Here is a 13348-nt window from a genome sequence, read left to right on the forward strand (position 1 = left end):
ATGAAGCTATTGTATATCCATCAGTACTTTAGCACGAGGGAGGGTTCCCTGGGGACAAGGTCGTACGAGTTCGCCAAATACCTGGTCGGGCAGGGCCATCAGGTGACGATGATCACAGGAGATTCTTCGCTCGCGTCGAACTCTCCGGAGCGGCAAAGCCGGTTCTACAGCTTCTACTCCATCGACGGAATCGACATCATCGCCGTGAAAAATCACTATTCCAATTACATGGGGTATTTCCGCAGGGTCCTGTCGTTTTTGCAGTTCGTCTTCTTTTCCTGCCTCAAGGGCCTCGCCCTGAAGGAGTACGATGTCGTGCTGGCTACCTCCACACCGTTGACGGTAGCCATACCGGCACTGCTGATCAAGGTTTGGAATAAAATACCATTCACTTTTGAGGTCAGGGATTTATGGCCGGAGGCTCCCAGGCAGATCGGGGCCATCCGCTCCCGTTTGCTGATCGGTCTGTTAAAAGGGTTGGAACGGAAGACGTACCAACAAGCGGAGCACATTATCGCCTTGTCCCCCGGGATGCTGCAAGGCGTAATCGATGAGGGGATTTCTCCCCGCAAGGTGACGATGATTCCCAACTGCTGCGATCTGGATCTGTTTGGGCCGGAAATCGCCGGCCGAGCGGAGTTGCGGGAGCAATACCAGCTGCAGGGCAAACTGGTCGTCCTGCACGGCGGTTCCATGGGGATCGCCAACGGGCTGGATTACCTCATCCACGCAGCGATCAAGCTGCAGGAGCAAAGCAGGGACGACATCGTGTTCGTGCTGGCAGGCGACGGAAAGACAAGGCCGCTGTTGGAAGCGATGTGCGCACAGCACGGGTTGGGCAATGTCATCTTTACCGGGCCGCTTCCGCGAAAGAAAATGCCTGCGCTGTTCGCTGCTGCAGACGTCACCATTACCTCTTTTCAAAATCTCCCCATCCTTGCTACGAACTCGCCTAATAAATTTTTTGATTCGCTCGCGGCCGGCAAACCCGTGATCGTAAATTCAGCCGGCTGGACGAAACAGCTTGTCGAGGAGTACCAGGTTGGTTTTTACGTCGATCCGGCTGATCCCGGCCAATTGGCTGACCTGTTACTCCGTTTGCAAAGCGGTATCTGGGATCTGGCGGAGATGGGCAGACGTGCCCGCCGGCTTGCCGAAGAAAAGTACGAACGAATCCAGCTGGCCAGGCAAGTGGAAGCGGTACTGCTCGCGGCATGCGAACAAGGCAAAGGAGGGTGGCAACCGGATGAAGGTGCGAAAGGCGATTATTCCGGCGGCGGGGCTGGGAACGCGGTTTCTTCCGGCCACGAAGGCGCAGCCCAAGGAAATGCTGCCCATAGTCGATAAACCGACGATTCAATACATCGTGGAAGAAGCGGTTTCCTCGGGGATCGAGGATATCATCATCGTAACCGGCAGGGGGAAGCGGGCGATCGAAGATCATTTCGACAAGTCGTATGAACTGGAGGCCAGCCTGCAGGCGAAAAACAGGGAGGCACAGCTGGAGGAGATCGAACGCATCACCAACATGGTAGAGATTCACTACATCCGGCAAAAAGAGGCGAAGGGACTGGGACATGCAATCTGGTGCGCACGGAAGTTCATCGGGGACGAACCGTTTGCCGTCCTGCTTGGCGATGATGTGGTCGTAGCGGAAAAGCCGTATTTGCAGTCTCTCATGGACATGTATGAACACTTTCACACGACAATCGTGGGAGTGCAGCAGGTAGAGGAAGTTGAGGTGGGAAAATATGGAATTGTTGCGGCCAATCTCCTGTTCGGCAGCCCAGGCATCTACTACATCAACGATCTGATCGAGAAGCCGTCCCCGAAAGATGCGCCGTCACGTCTGGCGATCATGGGCCGCTACATTCTGCGTCCGGAGATATTTTCCGTTTTGGAGCGGCAGGAAGCCGGGGCAGGCGGAGAAATCCAGCTGACGGATGCCTTGCGGACGCTCTCCAAACACCAAGCGTTGATGGCTTATGAATGCACAGGGAAGCGCTACGACGTGGGTACCAAACTCGGCTTCATTGAAGCGACGATCGATTTCGCCCTGCAGCGGCAGGATTTGCGGGATGATGTGGCGCGCCTGTTGATCGGCAGGCTGGAAAAACTGCAGCTGGTCAGCGAAAAGTAAAGGAGTCTGCAGGGGGACGAACGGAATGGTGGGGAAGGAAAGGATTTATCTGTCGCCGCCGCATTTGAGCGGATGGGAAGAGCGGTTTGTCAGGGACGCGTTTGCCTCTAATTGGGTTGCGCCGCTGGGACCGCAGGTGGATGCATTTGAGCGGGAAGTGGCTGATTACGTCGGGGCAAAAGGGGGCGTTTCGACAAACACGGGAACGGCGGCCATCCATATGGCCCTGCGCCTCGCCGGAACGGCTGCCCAGGATACGGTGTTTTGCTCTGCATTGACCTTTGTCGCGAGCGCCAGCCCCATCCTCTACCTGGGGGCAGCACCTGTGTTCATCGATTCGGAACCGGCAACGTGGAACATGTCCAAAGACGCCCTGCAGCGGGCCTTTCGCGATGCCGAGCAGGACGGGCGGATGCCCAAAGCGGTGATCGTGGTGAATCTGTACGGCCAAAGTGCCGACCTGGGCCCGATCTCCGAGATTTGCCGCCGATACAAAGTCCCGTTGATCGAAGATGCCGCGGAGTCGCTGGGAGCCACGTACCGCGGCAAAGCAAGCGGAACGATCGGACAGTTTGGGATCTACTCCTTTAATGGAAACAAGTTGATCACGACATCAGGCGGCGGCATGCTGGTGTCAAATGATCAGCAAGCGTTGGAGAAAGCGAAATTCTGGGCGACGCAGGCGAGGGACCCGGCCCGCCATTACCAGCACAGCGAGCTGGGGTACAACTACCGTCTGAGCAACCTGCTGGCTGCCGTCGGACGCGGGCAGCTGCAGGTCATCGAAGAGAGAATCGCTGCCAGGAGACTGGTCTTCGAACGATACCATCAGGCACTTCATGACATAGAAGGGATAGAGTTTATGCCGGAAGCGCCATTTGGCAGGGCTACCCGCTGGTTGACTGCCCTCTGGCTGCACCCCGGGCGGTGCGCGGTCACAGCCGGTCAACTGGTGGAAGCGCTGGAGGCGGAGAACATCGAGGCTCGCCCGGTGTGGAAGCCCCTGCATCTGCAGCCGTTGTTCCAAGGCTGCCGCTACTATCCCCACTCCGCTGGCGAATCTGTTTCGGAACGGTTGTTTCAAAACGGAATCTGCCTGCCTTCCGGTTCCAATCTGTCCGAAGCGGCGCAAGAGCGGGTGATCGACTGTGTGAGACGATCACTGCAAAACGGGCCGGGTGCTCAGGGAGCTATGTTTGAATACGGCAAAGGTGGTAGATAGGGCACATGTACACCTACGAGCAATTAGCGTGCGCGGATCGTTTATTCGGATCCTCCTATTACATTTTTGACAGCGAGAAATTGAAGGAGAATTACCGCAAAATCAATCAGGCGTTTGCCAGCCGCTACCCGCGTTTTTTGATCGGCTACTCGTACAAGACCAACTACCTGCCGCAGCTCTGCGCCCTCATCAATAAACTGGGCGGATACGCCGAGGTGGTATCCCGGCTGGAGTACGATCTGGCTCTCAAAATCGGCGTCGACCCGAGCCGCATCATCTACAACGGCCCCGTAAAGGAGGCAGCAGACATCGAAGCGGCCCTGCACGGCAAAAGCCTGCTCAACCTGGACTCCTTTTACGAGATCGAACTGGTAAAAAGGTACTGTGAAGCTTATCCCGAGCGGATGGTGAGCGTGGGCCTGCGGGTCAATTTCGACCTGCAGGAAAACGGGGTCAACCCGCTGCAGGACGGCCGCGAAGCGAGCCGGTTCGGGTTTTGTGTGGAAAACGGGGCCTTTCAACGCGCCGTAGAGGAGCTCTCCCGCATTCCCAGCCTCAGGATTAGCGGGTTGCATGGCCATTTTTCCAGCGACCGCAGCTTGGCGGTTTACGAAAAGATCGCCGGAAAACTCTGCCAGCTTGCCCGCGTCTGCCTGCCGGAGACGGTTGAATACATCGATGTCGGCGGCGGCATCTACGGAGAGCTGCCGCCATCTTTTCCGATTCAAAATACGCCGACGTTTGACGATTACGCCGAGGCCGTTTGCCGCGTGATGCATGCGGAAATGGCAGCCTATGGACATGTCCCGCTCTTGATCCTGGAACCGGGAATCGCGATGGCTGCCAATGCATTTTCATTCGTCTGCAAAGTGATCGACGTCAAAGATGTGAGGGGGCAGACGTTTGTCCTGGTGGACGGAAGCGTCCACAACGTCAAGCCCACCATGCACCGTCACAACCTGCCGCACCAGATCGTCAGACGACAGAATGGCGGGGAACCGGGGGTGTTTCACGTAGTAGGGTACACCTGCATGGAGAGGGACTGCCTGTTGCATCAGGTAACGGGTAAGCTGCCCAGGGCGGGGGACTACTTCATCTTTGAAAATACCGGTGCCTACACGATGGTGTTTAATCCGCCGTTTATCAAGGGCAGGCCTCCGATTGTGCAGCGATGTGAGAACGAATGGCGTGAACTGCGAGGGCGGGAGACGTTGGCCCAATTTTTCAGCGACCAGCTCTACCGCTTTGAGCCGTTGTCTGTGTCAAAAATTCGCTGATCGGGAGGAGTCCGATGAATATTTTGCTGGCCAGCGTGGGCAGACGGGTGAGACTGCTGCAGTATTTTAAGGCCGAATGGGCAGATCTGGGGCAAGTGGTGGCCGTGGATTGCGACGTAGCAGCCCCTGCCTTGCACGCGGCGGATCGCTTTGAGATCGTGCCGGGGATTGACTCTGCCGACTACATAGACACGCTGCTGGAGATATGCAAAAAACATCAGATCGCGGCAGTCCTCTCCTTGATCGACCCGGAGCTGGTGGTGCTGTCGCGCTACAAGGAGGCTTTTCTCCGTGAAAAAGTGCAGGTGGTCGTGTCAGATTCGGCTGTGACAGAGATGTGCCTGGACAAGTGGAAGATGTATCAATTCTTCCAGGCGAGCGGCGTCCCCTGCGTGTCTACGCACCAAGGTTTGGCTTCGGCAGAAGAGGCATTGGCAGCCGGGACCCTTTCCTTTCCGCTGCTGGTAAAGCCAAGGAAAGGAAGTGCCAGTCAGGGGTTATGCCGGGCGGACAGCCTTTCGGAGCTTCAAACGGCCTGTTCCCATAGCGGCGAAGTCGTGATTCAGCCATATGTAAGCGGAGATGAATACGGTGTGGACGCTTATATGGACCTGATTTCAGCCGCCCCGGTCGCCATCTTCAGCAAAAAAAAGCTGCGGATGCGGGCCGGAGAGACGGACAAATCTCTGGCGGTGAGAGATGAGCGTTTGACAGAACTGGTTCTGAAGACACTGAAAGCCGTAAAGCCGGTTGGGCCGATTGATATCGACTGTTTTTACACCCCGCAGGGCTTCGTCGTCTCGGAGATGAACCCCCGTTTTGGCGGGGGCTACCCACATGCGCACGAGTGCGGGTTCAATTTTGTCCGCTATCTCCTGCGGAATTTGCAGGGACGGGCAAATGACAGCCGCCTGACAGGCCAACCGGAGGGGAGTGTCATGCTGAAGTACGACCAGATCATGATCGTATGAGACGGTTTTCCAGCCCGTTTCGTAGGTACATAAACCTACATAACATATTCATACAAATATCCCGTGATGTGTAAAGCCTGTGCCGAGAAAATTGAGTCATATGGGGTGTGATTATGAGTTACAAAAACCGCTTGGTCTTGATGGGACTTTTAGATGCGTGCATTATCTGTCTTGCGGTTGTCCTGGCGTATCAAGTCAGATTTGATTTTGACATAGGAGCCCCCAATACCTCTGCTTTGCTTTATGCTGCAATCACTCATGTCGCTCTCGGGTTGGCCGGTTTGTACATCACCCGCATGTATCGCCCCGTGTTGATGTTCGCAAGCGTCGCTGAGTTGATCTCGATTATTAAGCTTGCGACCTTGCTTGAGCTTGGCTGCTTTCTCTTGCAAAGGGGGCTGCAGTATGTTGTCCCCGCATTTGCCGTTCCCCGCTCCATTTATTTGATCTCATGGGCATTTGTGATGATTGGACTTGGCGGTGCCAGGATGATGTTTAAAATCATTACCGCCACTTCGGCCAAATCGCGCCCCAACCTGCGCAGAACCTTGATCGTCGGCGCGGGCAGCGCAGGTGTTTTGGTGGCCAAGGAATTAACCCACTCCCCGGACTCTGAACAATATCCCGTCGCTTTTATCGACGATGACAAGGCAAAAAGAAATTTGCAGATTTTGGGCTTGCCGGTACTGGGGGGCCGCGAAAAAATTCCTGAAGTGATCCGACAATACGACATTCAAGACATCATTATCGCGATTCCCTCCGCGACCAAAAAGGAGGTTGCGGAGATCGTGAACATTTGCAATCGAATGAAGGTAAGCATCAAGATTCTGCCGAAGGTATCCGACCTGCTTAGCGGAAAAATTTCCATGAAAATGATTCGGGATGTGAAAATTGAAGATTTGCTTGGCCGGGACCCGGTGGCGGTCGACCTGACCGAGGTGTCCAATTACATCAGCGGCGAGACGGTCCTGGTGACAGGGGCAGGCGGCTCCATCGGCTCGGAATTATCCCGGCAAATCGCCCGCCATCAACCGTGGAAGCTGCTCCTGCTCGGCCATAGCGAAAACAGCATCTTTGAGATCGAGTTGGAACTTCGAAAACAGCATCCCCAGCTGCAGATTGAATCTGTCATTGCCGACGTCAGGGATTGGAGGAGGATGAAAGCGGTTTTTGCCGCTCATCTGCCGAAAGTCGTCTTTCACGCGGCAGCACATAAACACGTTCCGTTGATGGAGAGAAACCCGGTCGAAGCAATCAAAACCAATATAATAGGAACGAAGAACGTAGCTGAGCTGTCGCACCACAACGGCGTTTCCCGCTTCGTCCTGGTCTCAACGGATAAAGCGGTCAATCCCGTCAGCATCATGGGTGTGAGCAAACGGGTTGCGGAGATGTTCGTCCTCGGTTTGGGCCAAAGGAGTCAGACCAAGTTTGTCGCTGTGCGCTTTGGCAACGTCATGGGCAGCAGCGGGAGCGTCATCCCGATTTTTAAACGGCAGATCCAGCATGGCGGTCCGGTGACGATCACGCATCCCGAGATGGTTCGCTACTTTATGACGATCCCCGAAGCGGTGCAGCTGATCATCCAGGCTGGTGCGCTGGCGTCCGGCAGCGAAATTTTCATCCTTGACATGGGCAAGCCGATCAAAATCGATAAATTGGCCCGGGACCTGATTCGGCTGTCCGGGTTTGAGCCGGAAGTTGACATTAAAGTCATTTACACCGGGATTCGTCCGGGTGAAAAACTGTACGAGGAGCTTTTGACGAACGAAGAGGGGATCGCAGCTACCAGGCATGGCAGGATTTTTGTGGAAAAACAGCTTCAGATTACCTGGCATGAGTTTTTGCGTGATCTCGATCAATTGGAACAACTGGTTGAGAATGAAGTGGAAGAGCGATTCGACCTGGGGATGAAGCAGCTGCTGCAGAAGATCGTTCCCAATTATCAGGCGCCGTTCTCAGCCGAACAACAAGAGAAAGTGCTGCAGGTGCAAAACAGTTCCCACCATGCGAAAGTGGAAATTGTCACGAATGTGTAGCCTAAGAGGGGCGGCCCTATGAGAACATGGATGAAAATAGCGATTTGTACAGCTGCACTGCTTGCGGCAGGAGCGGCGGGGTATGTCTACTACTTGTACCATGCCGTGGAGAAAACAGCAGCTCAAATGTACCAGCCGCTTCAAGCGGCAAAGTCAGAGCTGAGGACTCAGAAAGCCTCCGTGCAAAAACAGCAGCCCATATCCGTCCTGCTATTAGGCGTCGACGAGCGGGAAAACGACCGCGGCCGCTCCGATGCGATCATTCTCGCTGCAGTAAACCCTGCCGGGGGTCAGACCACTCTGGTCAATATTCCCCGCGATACCCGGACGAAGATAGCGGACCGCGGGACTGTTGACAAAATCAACCACGCCTATGCGTTTGGCGGTGTTGACATGGCAGTGAAAACGGCCGAGCAATTTTTTCAGGTCCCGATCGACTATTACATTTCTGTCAATATGGAAGGGTTTGAACAGGTGATTGACGCCTTGGGCGGGGTCGACGTGGAGAACGAGATGAGTTTTTCTTATGAGGACCACACGTTTCCCCAAGGGCCGCTGCACCTGGACGGCAGCGCTGCCCTGGCCTATGCCAGGATGCGCTATGACGATCCCCGGGGAGATTTGGGCAGGAACAGCCGGCAGCGGCAAATTGTGAAAAGCATGTTGAAACAGGTTGGACGGCCAGATATCGTGACAAAGGCAAAAAGCGTGCTGGACCAATTGGGCCGAAACGTCAAGACCAATGTGACCTTTTCCGAATGGAAGGACATGCTGCAGGACTACCGCTTCGCCTTCGAACAGGTGAATTCGATCGAAATGGCCGGGGAAGGCAGCATCATCGATGGGATCTACTATTATATCGTGGACCAGGATGAACAAACACGGATACAATCAGAGCTTCAAAACCAGCTCGAACTGGACAAAACCCCGCCGCCTCCCCCCGCTGGAGCCATACCGTAGCGCCATATCCGCCAGACGGTTGGTCTTTGTATTTGTCGGTAGATTCTGACAGGATATCGTGTTACCTTTAAGGAAGGAGAGCCTGTTACCGAAAAGGAGCGAGATCTGATGAAGCACATGAGCGACTGTACCGTTCTTCACAACCAAGTAAAAATGCCCTGGCTCGGCCTTGGCGTATACAAGATACCGGATGGCGAAGAAGTCCGAGGGGCCGTTCGATTTGCCCTTGAACACGGGTATCGCAGCATTGACACGGCTGCGCTTTACGACAACGAAGCCGGAGTGGGCCAGGCTGTCAAAGAATCGGGTTTGCGGCGTGAAGATTTGTTCATCACGACAAAAGTGTGGAACACAGACCAGGGGTACGAATCGACCCTGGCCGCCTTTGAGACGAGCCGGAAAAAATTGGCGATGGACACGATCGACCTGTACCTGATCCACTGGCCGGTCAAAGGGAAGTACAAAGAGACCTGGAAAGCCCTCGAGAAGCTGTACAAAGAAGGCTGGGTCAGGGCAATCGGGGTCAGCAATTTCCACGTCCATCACTTGGAAGACCTGCTCGTCGACTGTGAGATCAAGCCGATGGTCAACCAGGTGGAGTACCATCCGCTGCTGTCCCAGCAGGAACTTCGCCGTTTTTGCCAGGCACAGGGAATCCAGCTGGAGGCGTGGAGCCCGCTCGCCAGGGGACAGATCTTGAACAATTCGACCGTACAGGCGATTGCAGCCAAGCATCAGAAGACCCCGGCTCAGATCGTCCTTCGCTGGGACCTGCAGAACGGCGTGGTGACGATACCCAAATCGAGCCGTGCAGAGCGAATTGCTGAAAACGCCGGGATCTTTGACTTTGTCCTGTCCGCCGATGACATGGCCGCTTTGGACGGGTTGAACGAGAATAAACGCGTTGGACAAGACCCCGACAATTTCAACTTTTAAAGGAGGCGCCTGCTGCCTCCTTTTTCTTTGCCGCATGGCATATCTCAACCCCCTTATGAGACGGTCCCGATCCCTCCCCTTGTTTTCTTTTCCCGGTGAGACGTGTATAATGTTGTCTGTATATTGTAAAAATTATAAAAACAGGACGCGCAAATCAGCTCAGCTTGAAACGAGACTGAAAAAGGTGGGGGATGTATGCAACAGAATCAATCCGGTTTTATTCGTACATTATCGCGATTTGATGTGCTGGCATTGGCCTTTGGCGCGATTATCGGCTGGGGCTGGGTGGTTTTGTCCAGCGATTGGATCCTTTCGGCAGGCTCGATCGGAGCGATGCTGGCGTTTTTGATCGGCGGAATCATCGTTTTTTTCGTGGGGTTGACCTATGCCGAGCTGACCTCGGCCATGCCAAAAGTTGGCGGAGAGCACGAATATACCTTGCGAGCGATGGGAATAAGAGCTTCTTTTGTCACGTCATGGGCGATAGCTTTGGGCTATATTTCCGTCGTCGCCTTTGAAGCCGTGGCGCTGCCGACTGTCACGGAGTACCTCTTTCCGAATTATCAAGTCGGGTACATGTGGACGATAGCGGGCTGGGATGTCTACTTTTCCTGGGTCGTCGTCGGAATGGCAGGCTCGGTGTTTATCGCATGGCTCAATTACATCGGCGTTAAGCCGGCTGCTGTGTTTCAATTGATCTGCACGGTTTTGATCCTCGTTGCAGGCGGGCTGTTATTCGCCGGATCGGCGGTCGGCGGCAACCCGGCCAATCTGCAGCCGTTATTTGTCGGCGGGTTCAGCGGCATCGCGGGGGTGTTGATGGTGACGCCGTTCATGTTTGTCGGATTTGACGTGATTCCGCAGGCTGCAGAAGAGATCAATATACCGGCCAAGCAAGTGGGCAAGCTGCTGCTTGCATCCGTCATCATGGGCATCGTCTTTTACATTGCGGTAATTTTCGGCGTCGCCAATGGACTCGACAAGGCTGCGCTGGAAAAGTCCAATTTGGCTTCCGCGGATGCGATGCAGACGGTCTTCAACAGCGCCTTGTTCGGGAAAATATTGATCCTGGGCGGCATCGGCGGGATTTTGACGAGCTGGAACGCGTTTTTCATCGGCGGCAGCCGCATCTTGTACGCCATGGCCGAATCCGGGATGCTGCCAAGCTGGCTGGGGAGGTTGCATCCCAAATACAAAACGCCGTCAAACGCCATTCTGTTTATCGGAATCCTCTCTTTCCTTGCGCCGCTGTTCGGCAGAAAGATGCTGGTATGGTTGAGCGACGCCGGCAGTTTTAATATCGTGATCACGTATTTGATGGTATCACTGGCATTTGTGATCCTGCGCAAAAAAGCACCGGATATGCCGAGGCCTTTTTGCGCCGGCAAGAGCAGCGCGGTGGGAGTCATCGCCGTTGTCCTCAGCTTTTTCCTCGCGGTGCTGTATTTGCCGGGGATGCCGGCCGCACTGGTCTGGCCCTATGAATGGGTGATGGCGATTGTCTGGTGGGTCATCGGCGTGATTCTGATGATGCGCTTGCCAAACACGCCGGCGCATACCCGCGCGACAATCCCCGCGGATTCGGAATAAGGGGTTGGAACGGCTGTAAACAGGTTCAGCCTGCAGGCGATGTTTCGCTCAGAAACGGGTCTGCAGGCTTTTTTTCGTTCATGCTGCGAAACGGGGAGGGCAGGGAGACTGGATAAACTTTTGTTTGCGTGATAAACTAATGTTTGGTGGGCGGCGCTTTCGCAAAGGGAGGGAAACGCTTGGACAAGGAGCAACAGATTCTTCAGCATATCCGCCTCAATCCTTTTATCACCCAGCAGGAGCTGGCAGGCAAGATCGGCATTTCCCGCTCGGCGGTGGCCGGCTATATCGCAGCATTGACAAAGCGCGGCGAAATCAAGGGGCGCGCTTACATCCTCCGCGAGGACGCCTTGGTTACCTGCATCGGCGGCGCCAATCTGGACCGCAAGGCACACAGGCAAGCAGAAGGTGCAGCTGCATTCATCCAACCCGGTCACGATCTCTGAATCATGTGGAGGAGTGGCCCGCAATGTGGCCGAAAACCTGAGTCGGCTCGGCTGCACGGTGTCGTTGATCACCAGTCTTGGCGATGATAAAGAGGGAGGCTGGATTCTGCAAGAGTCGAAGAAGCACGGGATTGATGTGAGTCAAGTCTGGGTGCTGCCTGCCGAACGGACGGGAACCTACACCGCCCTGCTCGATTCGGATGGGGAGATGACGGTCGCCCTGGCAAATATGGACATCTACGATCAGGTTGTACCCGACATGATTGCGGAGAAGTGGTCGCATATCGCGGCCTCGCGCGCTGTTTTTCTCGATACGAACTTTCCGGAAGAAAGCCTTGCTTACCTGATCAACCGCTGCCGGGACGAAAATATCCCCCTGTACGTCGATCCGATCTCTTCGGCCAAGGCAAAAAAACTTCCGCCGCTGCTCGAAGGCGTGGATACGATCCTGCCAAACAGGGAACAGGCTGAGCAGCTGGCCGGGATGGAGATCAAATCGCCGGCCGACTGTCGGGCAGCTTGCGAGAAAATCAGGGAGCGGGGCGTAAAAAACGTCATCGTGACGCTGGGCGAGTCGGGCATCTTCTACTTGACGCCAGATGGCTCCGAGCATCTCCCGCCTTTTCCCACAGAAGTCGTCGATGTCACAGGGGCAGGGGACGCATTTGACGCGGGCTTTTTGTACGGAATCATACACGGTGAAGAGCTGCCGCGGGCTTGCTTGTTGGGACTGGCGGCGTCCAGCCTGACGCTGCAAACGGAACAGTCGGTATCCCCGCATCTGCGGCCGGAGCAACTCACCCTACTAGCAGAGGAGAGAATAAAATGAAAGAATACCTGACGTTTACAAAAGAGGTTCAGCACGCCCTGGAAAACAACCTGCCAATCGTGGCGCTGGAGACGACGATCATCTCCCACGGCATGCCTTATCCGCAAAACATCGAGATGGCGAGGCAGGTGGAACAGATTATCCGCGATAACGGCGCGATCCCCGCGACAATCGGGATCATGAACGGCAAGATCAAGATCGGCCTGGATGAACAAGAATTGGAAGAGTTTGCGACCAATCAAGAAGTAGAAAAAGTAAGCCGCCGTGATTTTCCATACATCCTCGCCACCGGCAAAATCGGTGCCACTACGGTTGCGGCGACGATGATTGCCGCCGGGCTTGCCGGTATCAAAGTGTTTGCCACGGGCGGCATCGGCGGTGTCCACCGCGAAGGGGAGGTGACCTGGGATGTCTCGGCCGACTTGACCGAATTGGCCCGGACCAATGTCGCTGTCGTTTGCGCCGGTGCCAAATCCATCCTCGACATCGGCAGGACTTTGGAATACCTGGAGACGCAAGGGGTGCCTGTCGTCGGGTATCAGTGCAGCGAATTCCCGTCGTTCTACTCTCGTGAAAGCGGCTACCAGGTCGATTTCCGGCTTGACTCTCCGGAAGCAGTAGCTGCCGTGATGGATACGAAGTGGAAGCTGGGGCTGGATGGCGGTTTGGTCATCGCCAACCCGGTGCCGGAAGCGGACGCCCTGCCGCACGGAGAGATCGAAGCGGCCATCGGGCAAGCCCTGCAAGAAGCCAAAGCGAACGGCATCACGGGCAAGCATGTGACACCGTTTCTGCTGGACAGGGTCAAACAGCTGACCGCGGGGAAAAGTCTGCAAACCAATATCTCCCTGGTGAAGCACAATGCCGAAGTGGCAGCAAAAATTGCCGTTGCGCTGCAGGCCAATGAATTAAATCGGTAAAAGGCCATTCCCAACGGT

At 55.2% G+C, this 13348-nt stretch carries 10 protein-coding genes and 1 pseudogene; all 11 read left to right on the forward strand.

Features of this window, described 5'->3' with window-relative positions:
- Positions 1–1347 carry a glycosyltransferase family 4 protein gene (locus HGBM_RS26250; protein ID WP_019119394.1) on the forward strand — a complete coding sequence of 449 codons (1347 nt, stop codon included), beginning with the start codon at positions 1–3 and terminating at the stop codon, positions 1345–1347.
- Positions 1247–2140, forward strand: a complete 894-nt coding sequence (galU, locus tag HGBM_RS01795; RefSeq protein WP_019119395.1) for a UTP--glucose-1-phosphate uridylyltransferase GalU — start codon at positions 1247–1249, stop codon at positions 2138–2140. The genes HGBM_RS26250 and galU overlap by 101 nt, the downstream gene beginning before the upstream one ends.
- 25 nt (positions 2141–2165) lie before the next feature.
- Positions 2166–3362 carry a DegT/DnrJ/EryC1/StrS family aminotransferase gene (locus tag HGBM_RS01800; RefSeq protein WP_019119396.1) on the forward strand — a complete coding sequence of 399 codons (1197 nt, stop codon included), beginning with the start codon at positions 2166–2168 and terminating at the stop codon, positions 3360–3362.
- 5 nt (positions 3363–3367) lie between these two features.
- Complete coding sequence (locus HGBM_RS01805; protein WP_019119397.1) at positions 3368–4639, forward strand: type III PLP-dependent enzyme domain-containing protein; 1272 nt, start codon at positions 3368–3370, stop codon at positions 4637–4639.
- 14 nt (positions 4640–4653) lie between these two features.
- Positions 4654–5610 carry an ATP-grasp domain-containing protein gene (locus HGBM_RS01810; protein WP_019119398.1) on the forward strand — a complete coding sequence of 319 codons (957 nt, stop codon included), beginning with the start codon at positions 4654–4656 and terminating at the stop codon, positions 5608–5610.
- Between the two features lie 113 nt (positions 5611–5723).
- The gene (locus HGBM_RS26255; RefSeq protein WP_019119399.1) at positions 5724–7649 is read left to right on the forward strand and encodes a polysaccharide biosynthesis protein; all 1926 of its coding nucleotides are present in this window, start codon (positions 5724–5726) and stop codon (positions 7647–7649) included.
- Positions 7650–7667: 18 nt separating this feature from the next.
- Positions 7668–8609: an LCP family glycopolymer transferase gene (locus HGBM_RS01820; RefSeq protein WP_019119400.1), complete on the forward strand. Its 942-nt coding sequence runs from the start codon at positions 7668–7670 to the stop codon at positions 8607–8609.
- 108 nt (positions 8610–8717) lie between these two features.
- On the forward strand, positions 8718–9545 hold the full coding sequence (locus tag HGBM_RS01825; RefSeq protein ID WP_019119401.1) for an aldo/keto reductase: 828 nt from the start codon (positions 8718–8720) through the stop codon (positions 9543–9545).
- 195 nt (positions 9546–9740) lie between these two features.
- Complete coding sequence (locus HGBM_RS26260) at positions 9741–11135, forward strand: APC family permease (protein WP_019119402.1); 1395 nt, start codon at positions 9741–9743, stop codon at positions 11133–11135.
- A gap of 179 nt (positions 11136–11314) precedes the next feature.
- A pseudogene (locus tag HGBM_RS26265) lies at positions 11315–12410 on the forward strand (carbohydrate kinase).
- Positions 12407–13330 carry a pseudouridine-5'-phosphate glycosidase gene (locus HGBM_RS01840; protein ID WP_019119403.1) on the forward strand — a complete coding sequence of 308 codons (924 nt, stop codon included), beginning with the start codon at positions 12407–12409 and terminating at the stop codon, positions 13328–13330. The pseudogene HGBM_RS26265 and the gene HGBM_RS01840 overlap by 4 nt, the downstream one beginning before the upstream one ends.
- Positions 13331–13348 lie beyond the last annotated feature (18 nt).

The sequence above is a fragment of the Brevibacillus massiliensis genome (genome assembly GCF_000311785.1).
GTDB lineage: Bacteria > Bacillota > Bacilli > Brevibacillales > Brevibacillaceae > Brevibacillus_C > Brevibacillus_C massiliensis.